A 22149-nucleotide genomic window follows, 5' to 3' on the forward strand; every position below is an offset into this window, starting at 1 on the left:
TTACACGCCGCCCTCGTAGCCCTGCTGGCGCCAGGCCTCGAATACCGTGACCGCGACCGCATTGGACAGGTTCAGGCTGCGCTGGCCGGCGCGCATCGGCAGCCGCAGGCGCTGCTGGGGCGGGAACATCGCCTGGTGTTCTTCCGACAGCCCGGCCGTTTCGCGGCCGAACACGAACACGTCGCCCGGCTTGAAGCCGATGTCCGCCACGCTGCGCTGCGCGTGCGTGGTCAGCGCATAGATGCTGGACGGCCCCGCGCCGGTATCGGCCAGGGCCTCTTGCAGCGTGTCGTGCACCCGGACGGGCTGCCACTCGTGATAGTCCAGCCCCGCGCGGCGCATGCGCGCGTCGTCGAGTTCGAACCCCAGCGGGCGCACCAGGTGCAATTGCGCGCCCGTATTGGCGCACAGGCGGATGGCGTTGCCGGTATTGGGCGGGATCTCGGGGCAGACGAGAATGACGTGGAACATGGCGGAGAGAGGCTCGGCAAACAGCTTGCGGCGCGAAAGGCCGTATACCGGAATTGTCGCCGATTTGCCGCCGCGCCGCCTCAGGGCGTGCGCGCGGCCACCAGCACCGTAACGCCCGCCGCGCCCGCGGCCAGCAGCGCGCCGGCCGCGGCATCGGCAGTGCTGCCGGTCGTCATGACGTCGTCCACCACGGCCACGTGCCGGCCCCGCACCCCGCCCACGCAGGAAAACAGTCCGATGGCGCCGCTTCGGCGGGCCTGCCGGCTCCTGCCCGTCTGCCGCGGCGCCTCGCGCCGCCGCAACAGCACGCCCCGCGCGAGGGGCAGCCCCAGCTCCGCCGAGAGGCCGCGGGCGATCTCGGCGGCGGGATTCATGCCGCGCCGGCGCAGCGAGGCGCGGCCCGCGGGCACGGGCACCAGCAGGGTGCCGGCGGGCAAGGGGCCGTCGCGCGCGACGGCCGCGGCAATCAGCCCGGCAAGCACGGGCGCCATGCTGAGGCGCCGCTGGGCCTTCAGCATCAGCACCAAGGCGTCGGCGGGCGGCTCGTAGTCGAATGCCGCCACCGTGCGCGCAAAGGACCGGGGGGCGCCCAGGCAGGCGGGGCAGCAAGGCGCGCCCCGCGGGACCCTGAGGGCGCAGCGAGGGCAGCGCGGCGGCGCGCCCGGGTCCCAGGCCAGGATGTCGGCCTCGCAACCCGGGCAGAGCCTTGCCCCCGCCACCCGAGAGCCGCACAAAGGGCAGTCGCAGCCGACCCGGGACAGCAGCCGCCGCCCCATGTTCTGTAGGGACAATCGGAGCCGGAGGCCGGGATGCGCAATAATGGATGCCATCCCTCATGAAACCATGATCCGCTCCGCCACGAAGGCGCGGGCGCGACCGAAATGTCCCTGCCAGAACCCGCAACGCTCCCTACCCTACCCATCGTCAGCGCCGACGTGCCCAGGCAGTTCGCCCGCCGCGGCGACCTGTCCGACGCCCAGTTCCTGTACGGGGAAGTCGCCCGCCGCATGCTGGGCCGCCTGCAATACATCCGCATACAACCCCAGGCGATGCTGGACGCGGGCTGCGGCGCGGGCGACAACCTGCCCCTGCTGCGCGAGCGCTATCCCGAAGCGGCCTACACCGGCCTGGACAACTGCGCCCCGCTGCTCGATCTGGCGCGCAAGCGGCATGCGCCGGCGGGCCTCTCCGCCTGGATCGGCAAGCTGGCCCGCCGCGGCCCGGCCGCCCCGGCTTTCGTGGCCGCCGACCTCGCGGAGACCGGATTGCCGCCCGAATCGCTGGAACTGGTGTGGTCCAACCTGGCCATGCACTGGCACCGCGCCCCGCACGCCGTGCTGGCGGAATGGCGGCGCATCCTGAAGGTGGGCGGGCTGGCCATGTTCTCCTGTCTGGGTCCGGCCACGCTGCGCGAACTGCGCCAGGCGCTGGCGGACGCGGGCCTGCGAACGGCCACGCCGTCCTTCGTGGACATGCACGATTTCGGCGACCTGCTGGTGGAAAACGGCTTTGCCGACCCCGTCATGGACCAGGAAATCCTGACCCTGACCTACCGCAGCCCCGAAAAGCTGCTGCAAGACGTGCGCGCGCTGGGTGGAAACCCCGCGGAAGGCCGCCGGGGCGGGCTGGTGGGCCGGGACTGGCGCGACCGCCTCTGCGCCGCGCTGGAAGCGCAGCGCAGGCCGGATGGCGTCATTGCGCTGAGCATTGAAGTCGCCTACGGCCATGCGTGGCGCGCGGCCGCGCATCGCACGACGGCGGGCGAAACCCGCTTGTCAGTCAGCGCGATCGGCGGCCGCCACCGCGGCAACCCCTGAAGCGGGGCCCCGCCGGCAGGCTGGGGGGGCGGCCTAGTGCAGGCGCTCGGGCATGGGCACCGCGACGCCCGGCTCGGACGCCCGCAAGGGCTGCATGGGCTCGGAGGTGGCCCGGATGCGGCGCCGCAGGACCGCCGTGGGTTCGGCGGGCGCGGCAACGCCGGCGGCCACGCCGCGCCATGCATTCGACATGGCTTCGACGAGCAGGGGCAGGTCGCGCAGGCGATGGAACTGGCTGCGCAGCCAGCGGGAATCGTTGCCGCTGCGCATGGATTCGTCGCGCAGCGCCGCGATCATGTCGCCCGTGCCCAGTTCCTCGGCCACCGGCATCAGGCGCTGGAACAGCACCCGCAGGTGGTCCATCAGGCGCAGCCGCTGGCCATCGGGGGTCACGTAGCTGCCTTGCAGGCCGAAACGGCACGCCTGGAAATGGTTGCTGCGGTAGGACAGCCAGGCGTTGTCGCTAGGATCGTCCTCGCGCATCAGCAGCACCGCCAGGGCCTGCGCGAACGCGGCGATCTGGCAGGCCCGCTCGACCGTCAGGGGCGTGTCGCAGACGCGGATCTCGACCGTGCCGAATTCGGGCTTGGGGCGGATGTCCCAGTACAGGTCCTTGATGCTCTCGGCCAGGCCATAGGCGCGCAGCTGGGCCAGGTGCGCCTCGAATTGGTACCAGTCCTTCACTTCCGGGGGCATGTGACCGGCCAGCGGGAAGCTATTGACCGCATTCAGGCGCGAGCACGAGAACAGCGTATCCACGCCCTCGCAATAAGGCGAGGAGGCCGACAGCGCGATGAAGTGCGGGACGTACGGTGACAGGCGGCGCAGCAGCTTGATGGAGTCGTCGCCGTTCCTGACGCCCAGGTGGATGTGCTGGCCGAAGACAGTAAATTGACGCGCCAGGTAACCATACATTTCGGCCAGGTACTGGAAGCGCGGGGTGTCGGAGATGGAGCGCTCTTGCCAGCGCATGAAGGGATGAGCGCCGCCGCCGGCCACCGAAACCCCGACAGCGTCCGCCGCCTCAACCAGCGCGTCGCGCATCTCGCGCATTTCTGCCAGGAGGCCCATCGGGTGCTCATGCACCGAGGAATTCAGTTCGATCATGGACCGCGTGATTTCCGGTTTGACGCGATCGGCGATGGGGTGGTTGGCCATTTGGGCCAGCAGCTCGTCAGAGGCTGCGGTCAGGTCAAAACTGCGGGGATCTATCAGTTGCAGCTCGAGCTCGATGCCCAGGGTGTTGGGGGCCGACGAAATGAACGGGATCTGTTCCATCTCGGACTCCTTTGAATGTTTGATGAGGATGTGCGCCGTTCGACCTTGAAGCCCGGCAACTTCCCGGGGGGCACTAGACGGCAGCTTGTGCATGCATGATAGCCGCAACTTTGTGGCAAAACGATTGAGAATCGTGACATTTATGTGCAACATCGCGAAGCATTCGGTTTTTCCCTGCGAGAGAAAGTGAGCGAGTGCTTACGGCATAGAAATGGCGCGGGTCTCCGGCCTGCGGCGCGCGCAAGGCCAGTCTGGAAGGGGCTTTCAGGGATGAGAGGGATAACCCTTATTAGGGTTATTACTAGGAAATCCGGGGGTGGCGGCCGCCATGGAATGAGCGCCCGCTCCCGCCGGAGCCGGCTACTTCCGCCAGAAAATCGGCGTGAACAGCACCAGCACGGTGAGCAGCTCCAGGCGGCCGATCAGCATCGCGAAGGTACAGACCCAGATCTGGAAATCGGACAGGACCGCGAAATTTCCCATGGGGCCGACCGGACCCAGGCCCGGGCCGGTGTTGTTCACGCTGGCGAACACGGCCGAGAACGCCGTGATCGGATCCAGGCCGGAGAGCAGCAGCAGGCTGGTGAACACGGCGATGGACAGGCCGTAGAACAGCATGAAGGCCAGCACGGACGACATGGTCCGGGCTTCGACCGCCCTGCCGTTGATCCGTACCGGGCTGACCGCGTGGGGGTGCAGCATGGTCACGAGCTCGTTGCGCGCCTGCTTGACCAGCAGGATCGCCCGGATCATCTTGATGCCGCCGCCCGTCGATCCCGCAGACGTTGCGAACCCCGAGAGCAACAGCATCGTCAACGGCGCGAACAGCGGCCACTGGGCGAAATCGGTATTGGCGTAGCCGGTCGTGGTCGCCATCGAGATCGTGTTGAACATCCCGTACCGCAGGGCCTCCAACGGTTCGGCATAGACCCCTTTCAGGTAGAGGAAGACGGAGATGACCAGCCCCACCCCCAGGACGACGACCAGGTAAGGGATGGCTTCGGGGCAGCGCACGTAGGCCCGCGCGCTGCGCTGGCGGAAGGCATTGAAATGGGTGGCGAAGTTGATGCCGGCGATCAGCATGAACACCATCGCCACCATTTCCACGGCGACCGAATCGAAATGGGCGAAGCCGTCGTCCCAGGTGGAAAAACCGCCCAGGCCCATCGTCGTGGCCATGTGGCACCAGGCCTCGAACCACGACAGGCCGACCGCGCGGTACGCCAGGAAGCACAGGATCGAAAACACGAAATAGACCGCATACAGCGCCTTGGCGGTGCTGGCGATGCGGGGGGTCAGCCGTTCGTCCTTCATCGGCCCCGGCGTTTCCGCCCGCACCACCTGATGGCCGCCGACCCCGAGGAGCGGCAGGATGGCCACGGCCAGGACCAGGATGCCCATGCCGCCGATCCAGATCAGCGTGGCCCGCCACAGGTTGATCGACGCCGGCAGGGTGTCCAGGTTGGTCAGGACGGTGGCGCCGGTGGTGGTCAGGCCGGACATGGCCTCGAAATACGCGCCGGTGAACGAGAGCGGCAGCCCCGCGCCATGGAAATAAAGCATCAGCGGGATGGCCGCCAGCAGGGGCAGGCCCGCCCACACCGCCGACACCAGCACGAAGCCGTCCCGCGCCCGCAGTTCGCACCGGGCGCGGCGCGTCAGCGCGGCGAGACCCACGCCGATGCCCACCGAAATCAGGAACCCGTCCAGGAAGGCATCGCGCGCCGCGTCGCCGCCTGCATAGGCGACGCCCAGGGGGATCAACATGGTGAGCGCGAACATCACCATCGTCAGGCCCAGGATGTAGAGGGTGCCCAGGACGCGCTTCATGGAGCTATCCGGCCGCGCGCGGCCCGCGCAGGATGAGGAAGGCGGCTTGCATCAGAAGAAGGACGCCGAGACTTGGAACAGCTTTTCCACGCGCGGCATCTGCCGGCGCGATGGCACGAAGACGATGACGTGGTCGTCCGATTCGATCACGGTGTCGGCGTCGGGCAGGATGATTTCATCCTCGCGCACCAGCGCCCCGATGCTGGCCCCCTTGGGCAGGCTGATCTGCCCCACCGCCCGGCCGACCACCTTGGAATTCGAACGGTCGCCGTGGGCGATGGCCTCCAGCGCTTCCGCCACGCCCTGGCGCAGCCGGTGCACCGCGGCCACGTCGCCCCGGCGCACATGGCGCAGCAGCTCGCTCATGGTGGCCTGGGAAGGCGAGACGGCGATATCGATATGGCTGCCCTGCATCAGCTCGCCGTAGGCCTGGCGGTTGATCAGGGCGATCACCTTGCGGGCGCCCAGGCGCTTGGCCAGCAGCGAGGACATGATGTTGTCCTCGTCGTCGCTGGTGAGCGCCAGCCAGGTGTCCATGTCTTCGATGCTTTCGCGTTCCAGCAGGGCCTCGTCGGTGCCGCTGCCATGCAGGACGAGCACGCTGTCGGGCAGCTGGGTGGCCAGGTACTCGCAGCGCTTCAGGTCGCGCTCGATGATCCGGACGCTGTATTTTTCCTCGGCGAGCTGGCGCGCCAGGCGCAGGCCGATGTTGCCCCCGCCCGCGATCATCACGCGGCGCACGTCGCGCTCGGCCTCGCGCAGCTGCCGGACCGCCCGGCGCGCGTCGCGCGAATCCACCACCAGGACCGCCTCGTCGCCCGGCGCGATGACGGTGCCGCTGCCGGCGCGCAGCGGCCGGCCGTTGCGCAGCACGTCGATCACGCGGGCCTTCACGTCGGGCCAGACGTCGCGCAGCTTGTCGACCGGGGAATGCGCCATGGGGCTGCCATGCCCCACCCGCACGGTCACGACGCTGACGCGCCCTTCGGCGAATTCCACCACCTGCAGGGCCTCGGGGAACTCGATCAGGCTGTGCAGGTACGTGGTGACGCTGCGCTCCGGGCTGATCAGCGCGTCGATGCAGAAGCCCTCTTCGCTCATGAGCTCGGCGTGCTCGGCGAATTCGGCGGACCGGATGCGGGCGATGCGGCGGGGGATGTTGAACAGCTGGCGGGCGATCTTGCACGCCACCATGTTGGCCGTGTCGGAGGCCGCGCAGGCGATCAGGAGATCGGTGTCCGCGGCGCCGGCGGCTTCCAGCACCGAGACCTGCGAGCCGTCGCCATGGACGACGCGCAGGTCGAAGTGTTCTTGCAGGTACTGCAGCTGGACGGGATCCGAATCGATGACGGTGATGTCGTTCTCTTCCGACACCAGGTTCTCTGCCACGCTGGTGCCCACGCGACCAGCGCCCATGATCAGGATCTTCATGTGCTCCGCTTGCGTGCGGACTCGATGCCCAATTGCTTGAGCTTGCGGTACAGGTGGGTGCGCTCCAGGCCGGTGCGCTCCGAGACCCGGGTCATGCTGTGGCTTTCCCGGACCAGATGGTATTCGAAATAGATGCGCTCGAATTCGTCGCGGGCTTCGCGCAGGGGCTGGTCCAGCGAGATGCTGCCCAGCTGGCCGTTGGACGCGACCGGGATTTCGTTGGCGGGCGCGGCGGCCAGGGCCGGGGGATCCAGCTCGTCTTCCAGCGCCACCGCCGGGCTGGCGGCGGCCGGATGCGCGGCCACGGGCGCCGGATGCGGCGCGCGGCCGCGGGCCAGGCCGGCGGCCACGGTCTTCAGCAGGCGCTGCAGCGTGATCGGCTTTTCGAGGAAGTCCATGGCGCCGATGCGCGTGGCTTCGACCGCCGTGTCGATGGTGGCATGGCCGCTCATCATGATCACGGGCATGTCCAGCAGCCCCTGCGAGCCCCACTCCTTGAGCAGGCTCACGCCATCGGTGTCGGGCATCCAGATGTCCAGCAACACCAGGTCAGGACGCATGCGCAGCCGCGCCGCGCGTGCCTGCGCCGCATTTTCAGCCAGCTCGACCGTGTGTCCTTCGTCGTAAAGGATCTCCGACAAAAGCTCGCGTATACCGACTTCGTCGTCAACCACCAGAATTCTGGCCATAAAGCATCCACCTATTGCGTAGCCGCATTATCCTTTTCTTGCGCGGTCGCGTCCATAGTATCGGCCTCGGAAGCCAGCCGGGTCAACAAGATGGAGATCCGCGCGCCCCCCTCCTTGCGGTTTGCAAGGTCGATACGCCCGCCGTGTTCTTCCACGATCTTGCGTACGATTGCCAATCCTAACCCAGTCCCGTGGGACTTGGTGGTGACGTAAGGCTCGAACGCGCGCTGCATGACCTGGGGCGGGAACCCGGGCCCGCTGTCGGCCACGGTGAACCTGAGGGCCTCGTGGTAGGCGCTGTCGGGCTGTTCGCTGCGCATGAGCTGCGTGGTGACGCTCACCCGCCCCTGTCCGCCCTGCTCCGCGATCGCGTCGCGGGCGTTGGACAGCAGGTTGTGGATCACCTGGCGCAACTGGGTCGGGTCGCCCTCGATCGCCGGCAGGTCCGGCCCCAGCGTCACGTCCAGGTTCAGGGCCTTTTCGCCATGCCGCGGCGAGCCGCCTTCGGGGTCCCAGCCGTACAGCGACAGCACGTCGGCCACCAGCGCATTGAAATCGATCCGCTGCATCACGGCCGGCGGCGTGCGGGCGTACTCGCGGAAATCGTCCACCATCTGCTTGAGCGAGGCCACCTGGTTCACGATGGTATTGGTGGACCGTTCGACGATCTGGGCCTCGGCGGGCGGCAGCTTGCCCTCCAGCTTCATGGCCAGGCGCTCGGCCGACAGCTGGATCGGGGTAAGCGGGTTCTTGATCTCGTGCGCCAGCCGGCGGGCTACCTCGCCCCAGGCCACCGTGCGGTTGGCCGAGATCACTTCGGTAATGTCGTCGAACACCACCAGGTAGCCGTTGCCGCGCCCGTCCACCTTCAAATGCGTGCCCCGCGCCAGCAGGGTCAGCGGCTGCGGCGCGACGGAGGCGCCGCCCTGGGCCGGGCTGATCTCGAACTGCTGCTGCCAGTGCTGGCGCTCGGAGCCCACCGCCGCGTGGGCGGAGAAGGCCTGCCGGACGATGTTGGCGAATTCGAGCATGCCATCGGCCGTCTCCAGCGGGCGGCCGATCACCGAGCGCAGGTCGGCGCCGAGAATGGTCTGGGCGCCCTGGTTGACGGTGGTGACGCGGAACGACTCATCGAACACCAGCACCCCAGAGGACAGGTTCGACAGCACGTTCTCCAGGTAGACATTGGAGCGCTCCAGCTGCTGGCGGTTGCTTTCGACCATGCGCCGCGCCTCGTCCAGCTGCCGCGTCATGGCGTTGAACGACCGCGTGAGCTGGCCGACTTCGTCGCGCTCCGGCGGCTCGGGCAAGGGCCGGTAATCGCCCACGCCCACCGCCTGCGTGCCGCCCGCCAGGCTGAGGAGCGGACGCACCAGCCGCTTGGACAGCGACAGCGCGACCGCGATGGCGCCGAACGCCGCCAACAGCAGGGCCAGGGTCAGCGTGATGCCATACAGCTTGCGCAGGCCCAGCCGCGACAGCGCCAGCTCCTGGTAGTCGCGGAAACCCTGCTGCACCAGGTTGGCGTTGTGCGCAATCTGCTCGGGCACGGGCTGCAGCAGCTGCAGCCAGCGCGGCTCGGACGACGCCCCCAGCAGATTGTCGTAGCGGTCCGGCCCCGCCAGCGGGATCACGACCCGCAGGTGCAGGCCGCCTTCGGCGCCCGGCGTCACGGGGTCGTCGGCCTCGGCGGCCGAATAGCCGCGCGCCAGCCGCAGCTGGTTCATGACGGTGGACGGCGGCATGGCGGGCAGCAGCTGTCCATACTGGCTGGTGGAAAACGCCACCATGCGCCCGCTGCCGGTGAACACCATGGCTTCCTGCACGCCATTGGCCTCGCGCAGCCGCGTCAGGGTCAGCGCCACGCCGCTATCGCTGTTGCGATTCAGCTCCATGGCCATGGAGCGGGCGCGCGCGTCCAGGTCGGCCAGCAGCGAATCCAGCGCCGCGCGGCCGAGGTTCAGGCCCGCTTCCAGCGCGGTATCCACGCGCACGTTGAACCAGGATTCGATGGAGCGCGACATGAACTGCACCGACACGGTGTAGATCAGCGCCCCCGGGACGACGCCGATCAGCGCGAACGCCAGCGAAAAGCGGGCGGTCAGCCGCGCTCCGAACTGGCGCCGGCGGATCTGCCTGGCCAGCCGCACGGTCAGCGCCACCACCCAGACGAAAAGCGCCAGCGCAAAAATGCCGTTCAGCACCAGCAGCGTGTCGTAGTAACGCGCGAAGCGCGAGGCATTGCCGGTGGACCAGGCCAAGAGCCCCAGCAACGCCAGGCCGCTCACGGCGCCGACCATCAGGGCCAGCCGAAGCAAAAGCCTCATGAGGGGTCTTTCTCCTTGTCACTCAATACGAACGAGAAATCGGTCCAGGGCGTGGCCTGCACCCACGAACTGCTGTTCAGGGCGTTGACCTGGAAGGGCCGCGGCAACATCGAGGTGTCCAGCCGCAGACGCAGCTGGCCGCCGTACAGCACGCCCGCGTCGAACTCGGCGGCATCCGCCACCGGCCAGTTGCGGATATGGCGGACGACGCCCATGGCGTCATCGAGCGACGCGACCGGGAAGGACAGTTCGCCCACGCCGGCGCGCCACTGCCGGGTCAGCGCGTTGTAGACGATGCGCCAGGTGCGGGACGTGTCCACCAGGGAGGCGTCGAACCACCACCAGCGCTCGCGCGTGATGGTGAGGTCGGCCGTGAAATACAAGGGGACGCCGCGCTGGGCCGCATCCCGGAGCTGGTCGTTCAGCCCGAATTCGATGTCCGCGTCGATCTCGAGCTTGCCGTCGCGAACCACGGGACTCACCTGGGTGACTTTGGGCTCGGCCCCATGTGCGTTTCCGCCCGATGCAAACGAAAGCAAGGCAGATGCGAGCAACAACCCAAGAAATAAGCGCGAGATAATGGACATACGACACCGAGACTACGTCATGCCCCTATTCTTGGCGATTCAGGACTGCTTGGCAAACAAGGCGTAGAAAAATCCGTCATGCTGCGCCGCCGGTGTTGCATCGACCGCAACTGGCAGCAATTGGCCCGGCGCGTCCAGCCGCAGCGCATCGGAATGGCGCTGCAGGAACGCCAGCGCCTGGCGCACCCCCTCCATGGGGAACACCGAACACGTTACATAGAGCAACCGGCCGCCGGGCGCCACGGTGCGCCAGAGCGAGTCCAGGATCCGGGCCTGCAGCGCGGCCGTGCGCCGCACGTCGTTCTCGCGCCGCAGCCAGCGTATGTCGGGATGGCGGCGGACGATGCCGGAGGCCGTGCAGGGCACGTCGGCCAGCACGGCGTCAAAGGGCTTGCCGTCCCACCAGGCGTCCAGGTCGGCGGCGTCGGCCGCCTTCAGCCGGACGTGGCTGCCCGCCAGGCCGAGGCGGTCCAGGTTCTGCTCCACGCGGGCGAGGCGGCCGGCGTCGGCGTCCAGGGCCAGCAGGTCGATATCGGCCAGCTCCAGCAGATGCGCCGTCTTGCCGCCGGGCGCCGAGCAGGCGTCCAGCACCCGCATGCCGTTGGCCGGAGCCAGCAGCTCGGCCGCCAGTTGCGCGCCGGCATCCTGCACCGACCACCAGCCCTCGGCGAATCCCGGCAGCTGCGTCACGGGCCGGGGCGAGGACAGCGCCAGACCGGACTGGCCCACGGGCTCGGCGTCCAGCCCAGCGGCCTGGAACGCGGTCAGCACCTGCTCGCGGCTGGCGCGCCGGCGGTTGACCCGCAGGGTCAGCGGCGCCGGCACGTTGGCGCTGGCGAGGATGTCGCGCCATTGCTGCGGATAGGCCACCGCCAGCTGCTTGACCCACCAGCCAGGGTGGTTCCATTGGGCCTCCGGACTGTCCGCGACCGCGGCCTCGAGGGCCGCGCGTTCGCGCAGGAAACGGCGCAGGCAGGCGTTCAGCATGCCCTTGTACGAGGCCAGGCCCCGCTGGCGGGACGCCGCGGTCACCGCCTGGTCCACGACCGTATGGGCGCCGTAGACCGGCATGCCGGGCAAGGCCGCGGCGGCCTCGCCCTCCTCTTTCAGCAGGGTCAGGGACACCAGCAGCAGCGACTCGAACAACACGCTGGGATAGCGCTGCACCAGTTCGCGCCCCACGGCATCGGCCCAGCCGAGGTAGCGCATCGCGTGGAACGACACCGCCTGGACCGCCGGCCGCAAGGACGGCCCCACGTCGGCCAGCGCGTCCGTCAGGGAACGGCCGTCCAGCACGCCCTCGACCACCTCCGCGCTGGAAAGCAGGACGGCGGAAAGCGGGGGAGCCAGAGCGGGGGAGTCGGAAGGCGTGGACATGATGCGGATTCTAGGGATAAGACGGATATGGTAGCCGGACCTGGACGAATTCCGGCCGCGGCGGCAAACTGGCCCGGGGCGCATTGGCCCCCGCGGAGCCCTCCCATGACCCTTGCAACCCTGCTGCTTTTCATCCTGGCCTCGGCCGTCACGATCATCACCCCCGGCCCCACCGTCCTGCTCGCCATGAGCAACGGTTCGCGCCACGGCGTGCGCGCGGCCTGCTGGGGCATGGGCGGCGCGGTGCTGGCCGACCTGATCCTGATCGGCACGGTGGCCTCGGGGCTGGGCGTGGTGCTGGCGGCCTCCGAAATCGCATTCCAGTTCATCAAATGGGCCGGAGCCGCCTATCTGGCGTATCTGGGGTGGAAAATGCTGCGCTCGGACGCGGCCCTGGTCATGCCATCCGTCCAGCCGGACGCCCCCCGCCCCGGCGGACTGGCCCTGGGCCTGCGCAGCTTCGCCGTGGCGCTCACCAATCCCAAGGCGCTGCTGTTCATGTCCGCCTTCCTGCCGCAATTCATCAACCCGGCCGCGCCCTTGTTCGCGCAGTACGCCATCCTGGCCTGCGTCATGGCGCTCATGAATATCGCCGTGATGCTTGTCTATGCGGCGCTGGGCGCGCAAATGGTGCGCGCATTCCGGGGCGCCGGCCTGCGCTGGCTGAACCGCGCCTGCGGCGGCCTGCTGATCGGCCTGGCGGGCACCCTGGCGCTGTACCGGCGCGGCGGCTCTTGATCGTCTGCGGAGGCAGCGCTCAGCGGCGGCGTCCGCCTTCGCGCAAGCCCCCCTCCTCTTCCAGCGGCTCCGGCCTCCCGAACAAATAGCCCTGGAACGCCTGGCACCCGTGCTCTTCCAGGAAATGGAACTGCTCCATCGAATCCACCCCCTCGGCCACGACGTCCAGTTCCAGGGCGCAGGCCAGGTCGAGAATGGTGCGCGCGATCGCCTTGCCGCGTGGATGGGTCATCAGGTCCCTGACGAAAGAACGGTCGATCTTGAGCTGATCGAAGGGCAGGTCCTTCAGGCAGGCGAGCGATGAATAGCCCGTGCCGAAGTCGTCCATGGAAAAGCGGATGCCGATCTTCTTCAGCATGGTCATCACTTCCACGGGCTGCTCGGGCCGGGCATGGAACATGCTTTCGGTCAGCTCGAGCCGCAGCCGCCTCGGATCTATCCCCGCCTCCTCGACGAGCCGCTGCACCGTGGCGGGAAAACCGGGGTCCCGGATCTGCCGGGCGCTCACGTTGACCGAGAGACTCCATTGGGCGCTGGCCGCAACACCGCTCCAGGCGCGCAACTGGCGGCAGGCGCTGCGCAACACCCATTCGCCGATGTCCACGATAAGCCCGGTCTGCTCGGCCAGGCCGATGAACTGATTGGGCAGCACCACGCCCCGTTGCGGGTGCAGCCAGCGGATAAGCGCCTCGTATCCCGTGACCCGGTGGCGGGCATCGACCACGGGCTGGAAATACAGGCGGAATTGTTCGCGCGCGATCGCCGCGCGCAGGTCCGCCAGCGTCGAGGCCCGCTGCAGGATGCTGTCCCGGAGGTCCGGGTCGAACAGGCTTGCCTGGTTCTTCCCCTGCACTTTCGAGCGGTACAGCGCCATATCGGCATGCCTGAGGATATCGCCATCGCACTCGGACTCGCCATGAAATAGCACCACGCCGATGCTGGAGGACGAATGCACCTCGACCTGCTGGATGCGGTACGGCCGGTTCAGTTCGCGCCGGATCCGCTCCGTCAGCGCGTGAGCCTGCGAGGCGGCTTCCGCCTCGTCCCGGCCCAGGTCCCCCACGATGATGACGTACTCATCGCCGCCCGCCCGCGCCACGGTGTCGCCTTGCCGCATCAAGCCGCTCAGGCGCGCGCTCACCTGCTTGAGCAGATCGTCGCCGCTTTCATGCCCCAGCGTATCGTTGACCTCCTTGAAATTGTCCAGGTCCAGGAACATCAAGGCCCCGTATGCCCCCGACTGCGCGCAGGCCTTCTTCGTTTCGCACAAACGCCGCTTCATCAGCCTGCGGTTGGGCAATCCGGTCAGGTCGTCGAAGAATGCGCGCCGCAAGCTTTCCTTTTCGAGGAGCTTGCGTTGCGTGACGTCGACCCTCAGGGAGATGTACTGCACCGGCTTGCCGGCGGCATCCAGGAACGGCACGATGGTCGTCTGCACCCAATACAACGAGCCATCCTTGGCCCGGTTGCAGATTTCGCCCGTCCATATCTCTCCCGAGGAAATGACCTTCCACAGCTCCTGGAAGAACGCGGGCGGGTGCGTGCGGGAATTGACGACCCGGTGCGTCTTTCCAACCAGCTCGTCCCGCTCGTATTGCGAGATCGAGCAGAATTTCTCGTTGACGGACGTGATCACGCCGCGCGCGTCCGTCACGGCCACGATGGCATGCGCGTCCAGGGCGATCTTCAGGTCCGCCAGGGCGTTGACCGACGATCGCAGCTTCTGCCTCATCCGCGCGGACTCGGTATGGTCGGACACGAGCATCAGCACATCCCACCCGTTTCCGGCCGCCCCGGACGCCTGCGGCAGCAGGGTCACTTGCTTGTGCGACGCCGCCCCGTCCGCGTGCCTGACGGAGAAATCGAACCGGACCCTGTTCCCGCGCAAGGCCTCGGCAGCCGCCGGCGCCAGCGCCGCCTGCCAATCGGGCGGCAGCAGTTCCATCACCCGGGCGCCTTTCAGCGCCTCGGGCGGCAGGCCGGCCTCATGGCTGAACGGCAGGTTCGCATACTTGCACCGCAGGCGCGGGTCGAGCCAGGCCGCCTGGATCGGCAGATGCTCCAGCACGGCCCATATCTGCATTTCCTGATTCGACGCGATCAAGATTCGGCACTCCAGACGTGACGGGCCACCTTCAGAAGGTTTCCCAGTCCGCCTCGCCCGCGCCACGCAAGGCCATGGCGGAACGAGGCGACGGCAGCGCGGACGGGCGGCCGGGGGCGGGCGTGGCGCCAGAGGCGGCGTCTAGCCTGAAGACGCCCACGGTGCGGACCAGTTCCTCGGCCTGGCTCCGCAGGCTGGCGGCCGCTGCCGACATTTCCTCCACCAGGGCGGCATTCTGCTGGGTCGCCTGGTCCATCTGGGTGACGGCTTCGCCGACCTGGCTCACGCCCGCGCTCTGTTCGACGCTGGCGGCGCTGATTTCCCCCACGATGTCGGTAACGCGGCGAATGGAGGCCACGACCTCGGCCATCGTCGCGCCAGCCTGCGCGGCAAGCGCGCTGCCTTGCTCGACCCGGCCGACACTGTCGAGGATGAGCGTCTTGATTTCCTTGGCCGCCGTCGCCGAACGCTGGGCAAGCGCGCGCACCTCGGAAGCCACCACGGCGAAGCCGCGGCCCTGCTCGCCCGCGCGCGCCGCCTCGACCGCGGCATTGAGCGCGAGAATATTGGTCTGGAAGGCGATCGAATCGATGACCTGGATGATGTCGAAGATCTTGTTGCTGGACTCGCTGATGTCCTTGATCGTGCCGACGACCTCAGACACGGCCTTGCCGCCGCGCTCCGCGGTCGCCGAGGCGTCCTGCGCCAGCTGATTGGCTTGCTGCGCGTTGTCGGCGTTCTGGCGCACCGTCGCGTTCAGCTGTTCCATCGAGGCTGCCGTTTCTTCCAGGGCGCTGGCCTGGCTCTCCGTCCGGGCGGACAGGTCCAGGTTGCCCTGCGCGATCTGGGCGCTTGCGGCGGCAACGCTGTCCGAGCTGCCGCGCACCGAACGCACCACGCCGCGCAGGCCTTCCTGCATCCTGCGCAAGGCTTCGAGCAGGACCGAGATCTCGTCCTTGCCGCGGACTTCGACCGCGCGCGTCAGATCGCCCCCGGCGATCGCATGGGCCGACGCCACCGCCTGCTTCAGCGACGACTGGATTCCGCGTATCAGCGCGATGCCCAGGAAAATGGCAAGGCCGATGCCCAGGAACGTCAGGCTGAAGGAGATGACTTCCACGATGACGTACCGCGCCTGGGCGGCGTCGTACTCGCTCTTGCCCGCGCTCAACTGGAAATCCGTCAGCTTGACGATGTCATCGCGCAGCGGCGCATACAGTTGCTCGTCCTTCTCGACAAGCAGCCGCCTGGCGTCCTCGGGGCGCCCCGCGCGCAAGGCGCCCTGGGCGGGAATGAGGTAACCGTCCAGGAACATTCTGCGACGGCCTTCGAAATCCGTCGCGATCGCCTGCTCTTCGGGCAACAGATTGGTGGACTTGAATGCGGCCCAGGCCGAATCGATCCGCGCGACACCGTCCGCGATGTCCTGCAGCAGTCTCTCGGTTTCCCGGGGATCCCCGACGGCGATGGCCCGCGACACCGAACCCCGATTGCGCAAAAGCTGCCGCTGGACGTCCAGCAGCTCTCCCAGCGCGACCATCCTGTCTTCATAAACCATCTGGAAACCGGCATTGGTCTGGCGCATGCCGTAAATTCCCGCCCCGCCGATGCCCATCATCAAGACGGAGAGCCATCCAATAATCAATGCCAGCCTGGTCGATATTTTCAAATTATTCATCCTGATTATCCTTGAAGCGGCTATTCGGTCCGCCTTGATCGATCCCGCGTTTATGTTTTTCATGCACGACAGGCGGCCTGGGCCGGGCCCTGTTTGCACAAGACCGTCGCCCACCTGGACATTTGGAAATTCAGTTGACCGCGCTGCTGCCGCCCAAGGCCCCGATCCTCTTTCCATCGGGTTTGGGCAAAGCCGTCGTTTTGCAATTGCGCCGCGCCCCGTTCGGGCGCCCTGACCGCGGCCAGGCAAAGAACGGCAACAATTGATGAAAACAGGATGATAAATGCAGGGTAAACCCTGATGTGTCAATTTTTTAATACATCAGTTGTATTGATAAATTGACGGTGAAATACAATTTATTGCATTTCAATGACTTATATTGATGTCGCCTTTTCCCGGCCCGAGCGCCATCGATAATCGACGCGGACGTGAATGTCGTTTTCAAACAGCACTCGGCCTAATACCTGTCGTTCCAACCGGGCATCGCATTTCTTTTTTCGACCAGAAAATCGATAAGCGCCCGCAGCCGCGCGGGCATTTGCGCGCGGACGGGAGCATAAATGTAGAACCCCGGGAAAGGCCGGCACCATGGCCGCAGCACGCGCACGAGGGAACCCTCGGCGATATGGCGCTGGACCACGACGTCGATGTGCTGCATCAGGCCCACCCCCTGCAAGGCGGCGCGGATCATCCCGTCGTCATCGTTGGTGGTGATGCTTCCGCGGGGCTCGACCGTGAATGCGTGGTTTTCGGGAGCGGGCGACGTGAATTCCCATTGGAAAACGGCGCCGCTGGCCAGCCTGTAGCGCAGGCAATTGTGCCGCGCCAGGTCGGCTGGCGTCGCCGGCTCGCCGAATCGGTCGAAATAATTCGGCGTGGCCACCACCGCCATTTCCAGGACCGGCGTAATCGGAACCGCCATCATATGTTCCGCCAGGCTTTCCCCGATGCGGATACCCGCATCGCAGCCGTCGGCGATGATATTCGCCAGTCCGTCGTCCATGACCAGTTCGAGATCCAGCCTGGGGTAGCGCGAGCAGAACTCCTCCAGATGCGGCTCGATCAGGAGTTTCCCGGCGGCGCGGGACGTATTTACCCGGATCAATCCAGCGGGCTCGTGCCGGGCGCCATGGATGTCGTCCACCGCCCGCCCCACGGCGACCAGCGCCGGATACCAGACGTCGTAAAGGCGTTGCCCCTCTACGGTCAGGGACATGTCCCGGGTGGTCCGATAAAGCAGCTTGACGTTGAGACGGCGTTCGAGGGCCTTCACATTCTGCGAAAGATTGGCCCGCGAAACACCCATCTCCGCGGCTGCCTTCGTAAAACTGCGGTGATGCGCAACGTGAGCGAACCATGCCAAAGACGGAAGCAACGACGGATCCATGCGCTCACTTCATATTTTGATTTTTGCGATATGACTATATTCCAGATTTCCGGATTTGCCTGGCCGGGCCATTCCCGCCATTCGCGGCCATGGCCTCCTGATTAATAATCATTGTTTTTCCAACCCCGTGAAAGGGGCGCATCGCGGCACGTTGTCGCGCCGGAATCCACGCAAGAAAAGAAATGCCGCGAAAATCGACACCGAAATCCGCCATGCGGCGAAGCCGGGCGCGAACCTGTTTCGCGTGCCGGGCTTTCGGGCCAAGGCCGCGGAGAAGCTGGGAGAGCCTCGGCCGCGTGCCCCCGGCCGCCCTACGGCAATGCCGTATAATTCGACCTTCGCCGTCGCCGCCATCCCGGCGCGACGGCCGGACCCTCGGGGGCCATGCCCAGGCGGCGCCCGAATGTTGAAGAGCCATGAAGAATGCTGCCCCGACGGCGCGCGGCGCGCGGTGGCAGGCGTCGCATATCAGCGAAGCACGCAGCCGCGTGGGCCTGCCGCAAACGGATTTCGCTGAACTGCTGGGAGTAAGCGTGCGCACTCTGCAGGATTGGGAGCAGGGACGGCGCACCCCCTCGGGCGCGGCGAAGACCCTGCTGCAAGTAGCAATGCTGCACCCCGAGACCCTGCGAGAGCTACCCCCGTGGCGCGCCAGCGAGCACGCCGAATCTTGAGGCCTGCCGCCCCGGCCTCGCCCGACACGAACAACACATCCGCCGCGCAGCATGCTTGCCGCGCGATTTTTTGGTGAACGATATTGGAAATCCTCGAAACCTCCCGGCCTGGCAAGGGCCCCGGCAAGGCCAACAGCGCTGACGCGAACGCCACCGCCGCCTCCACCCTGGCCGATACCATCGCCGCCGCCAACGCCGACGGCCGGACCCCGCGCGTGGGGTTCGTTTCCCTGGGCTGTCCCAAGGCCCTGGTCGACTCCGAACGCATCCTGACCCAGCTGCGCACCGAAGGATACGTCGTCACGCCCGAGTACAACGACGCGGACGTCGTCGTCGTCAACACCTGCGGTTTCATCGACAGCGCCAAGGCGGAATCGCTGGACGCCATCGGCGAAGCCCTGGCCGAGAACGGCAAGGTCATCGTCACGGGCTGCATGGGCGTCGAGGAATCGGTGATCCGCAACGTGCATCCCAGCGTGCTGGCCGTGACCGGCCCGCAGCAATACGAAGAGGTCGTGCGCGCCGTGCACGACGCCGCGCCGCCCAAGAAGGACCACAATCCCTACCTGGACCTGGTGCCGCCGCAAGGCGTGAAGCTCACGCCGCGCCACTACGCCTACCTGAAGATCTCGGAAGGCTGCAACCACCGCTGCAGCTTCTGCATCATCCCGTCCATGCGCGGCGACCTGGTCAGCCGCCCGGTCGGCGACGTGCTCAATGAGGCCGAGCGCCTGGTCAAGGCCGGCGTGAAGGAACTGCTGGTGATCTCGCAAGACACCAGCGCCTATGGCGTGGACGTCAAATACCGCAGCGGCTTCTGGAACGGCCGTCCGGTGAAGACGCGCATGACCGAGCTCTGTACGGCCTTGTCCGAAATGGGCGTGTGGACGCGCCTGCACTACGTCTATCCGTATCCGCACGTGGACGAAGTGATTCCGCTCATGGCCGAAGGCAAGATCCTGCCTTACCTGGACATTCCGTTCCAGCACGCCAGCCCGCGCATCCTGAAGGCCATGAAGCGCCCGGCGTTCGAAGACAAGACCCTCGCCCGCATCAAGCGCTGGCGCGAGATCTGTCCGGACCTGACGATCCGCTCGACCTTCATCGTGGGCTTCCCCGGCGAAACCGAGGAAGACTTCCAGTACCTGCTGGACTGGATGCAGGAAGCGCAGCTGGACCGCGTGGGCTGTTTCCAGTATTCCCCGGTGGAGGGCGCGCCCGCGAACCTGCTGGACAACCCGGTGCCCGACGAGGTCAAGCAGGAACGCTGGGAACGCTTCATGGAGCTGCAGCAATCCATCTCGACCGCCCGCCTCGAACGGAAGGTCGGCCGCGAGATCGACGTGCTGATCGATGAGGTGGATGAGGACGGCGCCGTGGGCCGCAGCAGCGGCGATGCCCCCGAAATCGACGGCTGCGTCTACGTCAGCTCGGACAAGCCCCTGAAGGCGGGCGACATGGTGCGCGCGCGCGTCACCGATTCCGACGAATACGACCTCTGGGCCGATACGGTCTGAATCCGGCCTCATGGGCGGCGCGCGCCGCCCGAGGGGCTCAGGCTTCCAACAGCTTGAGCCCCGCCACGCCGCCCACGATCATGGCGATGCAAAGCAGGCGCGCCACGGACGGCGAATCCCCGAACAGCATGATCCCCAGCACGGTAATGCCCACGGACCCGATGCCGGTCCAGATGGCGTAGGCCGTGCCCGCGGGCAGCTGCTTCATCGCCAGCGTCAAGAGGAACACGCTGCCCAGCGCGGCGGCGATGCCGATCACGCTGGGCCAGAACCGCGTCCAGCCGTCCGCGTACTTCAATGCCAGCGCCATCACGATCTCCACCGCGCTCGCGGCGACCAGAATCAACCAGGCCATCTCGGCCTCCCGACGGGAATGGAAAGAGCGCCAGCGTAAAAGCTATAGTTACCGGAAGACAAGTACGCACCTTTTGGTAACCATGGAAAACGCCCTGCCCTCCCCCGGAGACGTCTTCGACGCCGCCTGCCCGTCGCGGCGCGCGCTGGAACTGATCTCCGGCAAATGGGTGCCCCTGATCCTGCCCGCGCTCGAGCACGGCCCCCTGCGCAACAATGAATTGCTGCGCAGGCTGGATGGGATCTCGCAGAAGGTCATGACGCAAACGCTCCGGGAACTGGAGCGCCACGGCCTAGTGCTGCGCGAAGACCTTGGCACGGTTCCGCCGCACGTGCGGTACCGCCTGAGCGAATTGGGGCGGTCCCTGAACGTGGTCCTGGTTGCGCTGGACCGCTGGGCGGAACGCCACCATGCCGCGCTGGACGCGGCGGCGCGCCAGCATGACGCGCCCGCCGCCGCCCCGCCGCGCGCCTCCCGGCGCTCCTAGCGCTTCGCCAGGAAGTCCGACATATCGTCCGCGTGCTCCTCTTCCACGGCCAGGATCTCTTCGAGCAGGCGGCGCGTGGTGGAGTCCTGCTCGCCGATGTAGTCGATCATCTGGCGATAGCTGTCGATCGCGATACGCTCGGCGATCAGGTTTTCCTTGATCATTTCTTCCAGCGATCCGCCCTCGACGTACTCGGAATGGCTGCGCTCCAGCAGGCCCTTGGGCGAGAGATTGGGCTCGCCTCCCAGCTGCACGATGCGCTCCGACAGCCGGTCGGCGTGCTCCTGTTCCTGGGTGGCGTGTTCGGCGAACTCGGCCGCCACGGGCTCGGCATTCAGCCCGCGCGCCATGAAGTAATGGCGCTTGTAACGCAGCACACAGACGATTTCGGTGGCCAGCGCTTCGTTGAGCAGCTTGAGCACGGTCTGCCGGTCCGCGCGATAGGTATCGGTCACCGCGCCGGATTCGATGTCCTGGCGCGCTTTCGCGCGTATCGCCTTCACGTCCATCTCGAAGGGGCGGCTCGCCTGCGCTTGGGTACGGGTTGCTTGTTCCATATCGTGGCTCCTCTTGGTCAAGTGAAAGCACTGCGACATTGGGCGCACCGGTTCACACTGAAGCCGATGCTCCCTGGCTTCCTGTCGTTCCGAACCACCCAGTCTACCGATCGTGGCGGATCATGCTGTGTCCAAACATTGCCTCCGCCCCCGATACCGGCGCTGCAGAAGCCGCTTCGCAACCTTGCGTAAACTATGGGCTTCCCAAAACCCGTGACGCAATCTGTAACGGGGACAGGCATTACCCGAACGACTATGACTCTGAAGAATATTTGCGTGTATTGCGGCTCGAACCCCGGCTCCAGGCCGGAGTACGTGGAACAGGCCCGCGTGCTGGCCAGGGAACTGGTCCGACGCGACCTGGGCCTGGTGTATGGCGGTTCGGTCGTCGGCATCATGGGCGTGGTGGCCAATGAAGTGCTGGCCGGCGGCGGACGCGTGATCGGCGTGATCCCGGAACTGCTTCTGAAGAAAGAGCATGCGCACCGCGGCCTGACCGAACTGCACCTGGTGCAGAACATGCACGAGCGCAAGGCCATGATGATGGAGAAGGCCGACGGCTTCATCGCGCTGCCCGGCGGCGCCGGCACGCTGGAAGAGTTCTTCGAGGTCTGGACCTGGGCACAATTGAACATGCACCAGAAGCCCTGCGGCCTGCTGAATATCGCCGGTTACTACGATTCGCTGGTCCAGTTCGTGGATCACGCCGTGGAAGAAGAGTTCATCCGCCCCCAGCATCGCGACATGCTGGTGGTGGAAGACGACCCCGTCCTGCTGCTGGATCGCTACGCCATTTACGAGCCGCCCAACGTCTCGAAATGGTTCGATCCGGTCAAGGCCTGACA

The 22149-nt window shown here is 66.8% G+C and carries 21 protein-coding genes; 7 read left to right on the plus strand and 14 right to left on the minus strand.

What is annotated here, in order from left to right:
• Nucleotides 1-471, minus strand: a complete 471-nt coding sequence (locus ACN6PJ_RS07635; protein WP_427995279.1) for a tRNA (cytidine(34)-2'-O)-methyltransferase — start codon at nucleotides 469-471, stop codon at nucleotides 1-3.
• Nucleotides 472-551: 80 nt separating this feature from the next.
• Nucleotides 552-1034, minus strand: a complete 483-nt coding sequence (locus ACN6PJ_RS07640; RefSeq protein WP_427995280.1) for a ComF family protein — start codon at nucleotides 1032-1034, stop codon at nucleotides 552-554.
• A gap of 318 nt (nucleotides 1035-1352) precedes the next feature.
• Between ACN6PJ_RS07640 and ACN6PJ_RS07645 the strand changes: the two genes are divergently transcribed.
• Nucleotides 1353-2288, plus strand: coding sequence for a methyltransferase domain-containing protein (locus ACN6PJ_RS07645; protein ID WP_427995281.1), 936 nt, complete (start codon nucleotides 1353-1355; stop codon nucleotides 2286-2288).
• A gap of 33 nt (nucleotides 2289-2321) precedes the next feature.
• Here the strand turns inward: ACN6PJ_RS07645 and ACN6PJ_RS07650 are convergent, their stop codons facing one another.
• The 7 genes from ACN6PJ_RS07650 to rsmB all read right to left on the minus strand — a co-directional run bounded on the left by ACN6PJ_RS07650 (nucleotide 2322) and on the right by rsmB (nucleotide 11807).
• The gene (locus ACN6PJ_RS07650) at nucleotides 2322-3566 is read right to left on the minus strand and encodes a YbdK family carboxylate-amine ligase (protein ID WP_427995282.1); all 1245 of its coding nucleotides are present in this window, start codon (nucleotides 3564-3566) and stop codon (nucleotides 2322-2324) included.
• A gap of 360 nt (nucleotides 3567-3926) precedes the next feature.
• Nucleotides 3927-5396, minus strand: coding sequence for a TrkH family potassium uptake protein (locus tag ACN6PJ_RS07655; RefSeq protein WP_427995283.1), 1470 nt, complete (start codon nucleotides 5394-5396; stop codon nucleotides 3927-3929).
• Between the two features lie 51 nt (nucleotides 5397-5447).
• Entirely contained in the window at nucleotides 5448-6827 is a 1380-nt protein-coding gene (gene trkA / locus ACN6PJ_RS07660) for a Trk system potassium transporter TrkA (RefSeq protein WP_427995284.1), read from the minus strand.
• Nucleotides 6824-7516 (minus strand): response regulator, encoded by a 693-nt coding sequence (locus ACN6PJ_RS07665; RefSeq protein WP_043546865.1) that lies wholly within the window; start codon nucleotides 7514-7516, stop codon nucleotides 6824-6826. The genes trkA and ACN6PJ_RS07665 overlap by 4 nt, the downstream gene beginning before the upstream one ends.
• Nucleotides 7517-7527: 11 nt before the next feature.
• Nucleotides 7528-9843, minus strand: coding sequence for an ATP-binding protein (locus tag ACN6PJ_RS07670; RefSeq protein WP_427995285.1), 2316 nt, complete (start codon nucleotides 9841-9843; stop codon nucleotides 7528-7530).
• Entirely contained in the window at nucleotides 9840-10430 is a 591-nt protein-coding gene (locus tag ACN6PJ_RS07675; RefSeq protein ID WP_427995286.1) for a DUF4390 domain-containing protein, read from the minus strand. Before ACN6PJ_RS07675 ends, ACN6PJ_RS07670 begins: the two co-directional genes overlap by 4 nt.
• Before the next feature lie 39 nt (nucleotides 10431-10469).
• A complete protein-coding gene (gene rsmB, locus ACN6PJ_RS07680) occupies nucleotides 10470-11807 on the minus strand; it encodes a 16S rRNA (cytosine(967)-C(5))-methyltransferase RsmB (RefSeq protein WP_427995287.1) in 1338 nt (445 codons plus the stop codon).
• Nucleotides 11808-11912: 105 nt separating this feature from the next.
• Between rsmB and ACN6PJ_RS07685 the strand changes: the two genes are divergently transcribed.
• Nucleotides 11913-12545 carry a LysE family translocator gene (locus ACN6PJ_RS07685; protein ID WP_427995288.1) on the plus strand — a complete coding sequence of 211 codons (633 nt, stop codon included), beginning with the start codon at nucleotides 11913-11915 and terminating at the stop codon, nucleotides 12543-12545.
• Nucleotides 12546-12564: 19 nt separating this feature from the next.
• Here the strand turns inward: ACN6PJ_RS07685 and ACN6PJ_RS07690 are convergent, their stop codons facing one another.
• Nucleotides 12565-14649, minus strand: coding sequence for a putative bifunctional diguanylate cyclase/phosphodiesterase (locus tag ACN6PJ_RS07690; protein ID WP_427995289.1), 2085 nt, complete (start codon nucleotides 14647-14649; stop codon nucleotides 12565-12567).
• Nucleotides 14650-14680: 31 nt separating this feature from the next.
• On the minus strand, nucleotides 14681-16327 hold the full coding sequence (locus tag ACN6PJ_RS07695; RefSeq protein WP_427995290.1) for a methyl-accepting chemotaxis protein: 1647 nt from the start codon (nucleotides 16325-16327) through the stop codon (nucleotides 14681-14683).
• A 134-nt stretch (nucleotides 16328-16461) separates the two neighbouring features.
• Here ACN6PJ_RS07695 and ACN6PJ_RS07700 point away from each other — a divergent pair, with 134 nt between their 5' ends.
• Nucleotides 16462-16593 carry a hypothetical protein gene (locus ACN6PJ_RS07700; RefSeq protein WP_427995291.1) on the plus strand — a complete coding sequence of 44 codons (132 nt, stop codon included), beginning with the start codon at nucleotides 16462-16464 and terminating at the stop codon, nucleotides 16591-16593.
• 191 nt (nucleotides 16594-16784) lie between these two features.
• Here ACN6PJ_RS07700 and ACN6PJ_RS07705 read toward each other — a convergent pair whose 3' ends face one another.
• The gene (locus tag ACN6PJ_RS07705) at nucleotides 16785-17714 is read right to left on the minus strand and encodes a LysR family transcriptional regulator (RefSeq protein WP_427995292.1); all 930 of its coding nucleotides are present in this window, start codon (nucleotides 17712-17714) and stop codon (nucleotides 16785-16787) included.
• Nucleotides 17715-18130: 416 nt separating this feature from the next.
• On the opposite strand from ACN6PJ_RS07705, the gene ACN6PJ_RS07710 reads away from it, so the two are divergent.
• Both ACN6PJ_RS07710 and rimO read left to right on the plus strand, forming a co-directional pair.
• On the plus strand, nucleotides 18131-18388 hold the full coding sequence (locus ACN6PJ_RS07710; protein WP_427995293.1) for a helix-turn-helix domain-containing protein: 258 nt from the start codon (nucleotides 18131-18133) through the stop codon (nucleotides 18386-18388).
• A gap of 179 nt (nucleotides 18389-18567) precedes the next feature.
• A complete protein-coding gene (gene rimO / locus ACN6PJ_RS07715) occupies nucleotides 18568-19905 on the plus strand; it encodes a 30S ribosomal protein S12 methylthiotransferase RimO (RefSeq protein WP_427995532.1) in 1338 nt (445 codons plus the stop codon).
• 37 nt (nucleotides 19906-19942) lie between these two features.
• On the opposite strand, the gene ACN6PJ_RS07720 is transcribed toward rimO, so the two are convergent.
• Complete coding sequence (locus tag ACN6PJ_RS07720) at nucleotides 19943-20260, minus strand: DMT family transporter (protein ID WP_427995294.1); 318 nt, start codon at nucleotides 20258-20260, stop codon at nucleotides 19943-19945.
• 82 nt (nucleotides 20261-20342) lie between these two features.
• On the opposite strand from ACN6PJ_RS07720, the gene ACN6PJ_RS07725 reads away from it, so the two are divergent.
• Entirely contained in the window at nucleotides 20343-20747 is a 405-nt protein-coding gene (locus ACN6PJ_RS07725; protein ID WP_427995295.1) for a winged helix-turn-helix transcriptional regulator, read from the plus strand.
• Here ACN6PJ_RS07725 and ACN6PJ_RS07730 read toward each other — a convergent pair.
• Nucleotides 20744-21304 carry a ferritin-like domain-containing protein gene (locus tag ACN6PJ_RS07730; RefSeq protein ID WP_427995296.1) on the minus strand — a complete coding sequence of 187 codons (561 nt, stop codon included), beginning with the start codon at nucleotides 21302-21304 and terminating at the stop codon, nucleotides 20744-20746. The two genes, ACN6PJ_RS07725 and ACN6PJ_RS07730, sit on opposite strands and share 4 nt — an antisense overlap.
• A gap of 255 nt (nucleotides 21305-21559) precedes the next feature.
• On the opposite strand from ACN6PJ_RS07730, the gene ACN6PJ_RS07735 reads away from it, so the two are divergent.
• Nucleotides 21560-22147: a TIGR00730 family Rossman fold protein gene (locus tag ACN6PJ_RS07735; RefSeq protein ID WP_427995297.1), complete on the plus strand. Its 588-nt coding sequence runs from the start codon at nucleotides 21560-21562 to the stop codon at nucleotides 22145-22147.
• The last annotated feature ends 2 nt before the right edge of the window (nucleotides 22148-22149 follow it).

It is taken from the genome of Achromobacter sp. (assembly GCF_050285585.1).
Taxonomy (GTDB): Bacteria; Pseudomonadota; Gammaproteobacteria; order Burkholderiales; family Burkholderiaceae_B; genus Achromobacter.

Excerpts from the sequence above, each read along its gene's own strand:
- ACN6PJ_RS07635 (WP_427995279.1), bottom strand. The coding sequence starts at position 471 with ATGTTCCACGTCATTCTCGTCTGCCCCGAGATCCCGCCCAATACCGGC.
- ACN6PJ_RS07645 (WP_427995281.1), top strand. The coding sequence starts at position 1,353 with ATGTCCCTGCCAGAACCCGCAACGCTCCCTACCCTACCCATCGTCAGC.
- ACN6PJ_RS07650 (WP_427995282.1), bottom strand. The coding sequence starts at position 3,566 with ATGGAACAGATCCCGTTCATTTCGTCGGCCCCCAACACCCTGGGCATC.
- ACN6PJ_RS07655 (WP_427995283.1), bottom strand. The coding sequence starts at position 5,396 with ATGAAGCGCGTCCTGGGCACCCTCTACATCCTGGGCCTGACGATGGTG.
- trkA (WP_427995284.1), bottom strand. The coding sequence starts at position 6,827 with ATGAAGATCCTGATCATGGGCGCTGGTCGCGTGGGCACCAGCGTGGCA.
- ACN6PJ_RS07665 (WP_043546865.1), bottom strand. The coding sequence starts at position 7,516 with ATGGCCAGAATTCTGGTGGTTGACGACGAAGTCGGTATACGCGAGCTT.
- ACN6PJ_RS07670 (WP_427995285.1), bottom strand. The coding sequence starts at position 9,843 with ATGAGGCTTTTGCTTCGGCTGGCCCTGATGGTCGGCGCCGTGAGCGGC.
- ACN6PJ_RS07675 (WP_427995286.1), bottom strand. The coding sequence starts at position 10,430 with ATGTCCATTATCTCGCGCTTATTTCTTGGGTTGTTGCTCGCATCTGCC.
- rsmB (WP_427995287.1), bottom strand. The coding sequence starts at position 11,807 with ATGTCCACGCCTTCCGACTCCCCCGCTCTGGCTCCCCCGCTTTCCGCC.
- ACN6PJ_RS07685 (WP_427995288.1), top strand. The coding sequence starts at position 11,913 with ATGACCCTTGCAACCCTGCTGCTTTTCATCCTGGCCTCGGCCGTCACG.
- ACN6PJ_RS07695 (WP_427995290.1), bottom strand. The coding sequence starts at position 16,327 with ATGAATAATTTGAAAATATCGACCAGGCTGGCATTGATTATTGGATGG.
- ACN6PJ_RS07705 (WP_427995292.1), bottom strand. The coding sequence starts at position 17,714 with ATGGATCCGTCGTTGCTTCCGTCTTTGGCATGGTTCGCTCACGTTGCG.
- ACN6PJ_RS07710 (WP_427995293.1), top strand. The coding sequence starts at position 18,131 with ATGAAGAATGCTGCCCCGACGGCGCGCGGCGCGCGGTGGCAGGCGTCG.
- ACN6PJ_RS07720 (WP_427995294.1), bottom strand. The coding sequence starts at position 20,260 with ATGGCCTGGTTGATTCTGGTCGCCGCGAGCGCGGTGGAGATCGTGATG.
- ACN6PJ_RS07725 (WP_427995295.1), top strand. The coding sequence starts at position 20,343 with ATGGAAAACGCCCTGCCCTCCCCCGGAGACGTCTTCGACGCCGCCTGC.
- ACN6PJ_RS07730 (WP_427995296.1), bottom strand. The coding sequence starts at position 21,304 with ATGGAACAAGCAACCCGTACCCAAGCGCAGGCGAGCCGCCCCTTCGAG.
- ACN6PJ_RS07735 (WP_427995297.1), top strand. The coding sequence starts at position 21,560 with ATGACTCTGAAGAATATTTGCGTGTATTGCGGCTCGAACCCCGGCTCC.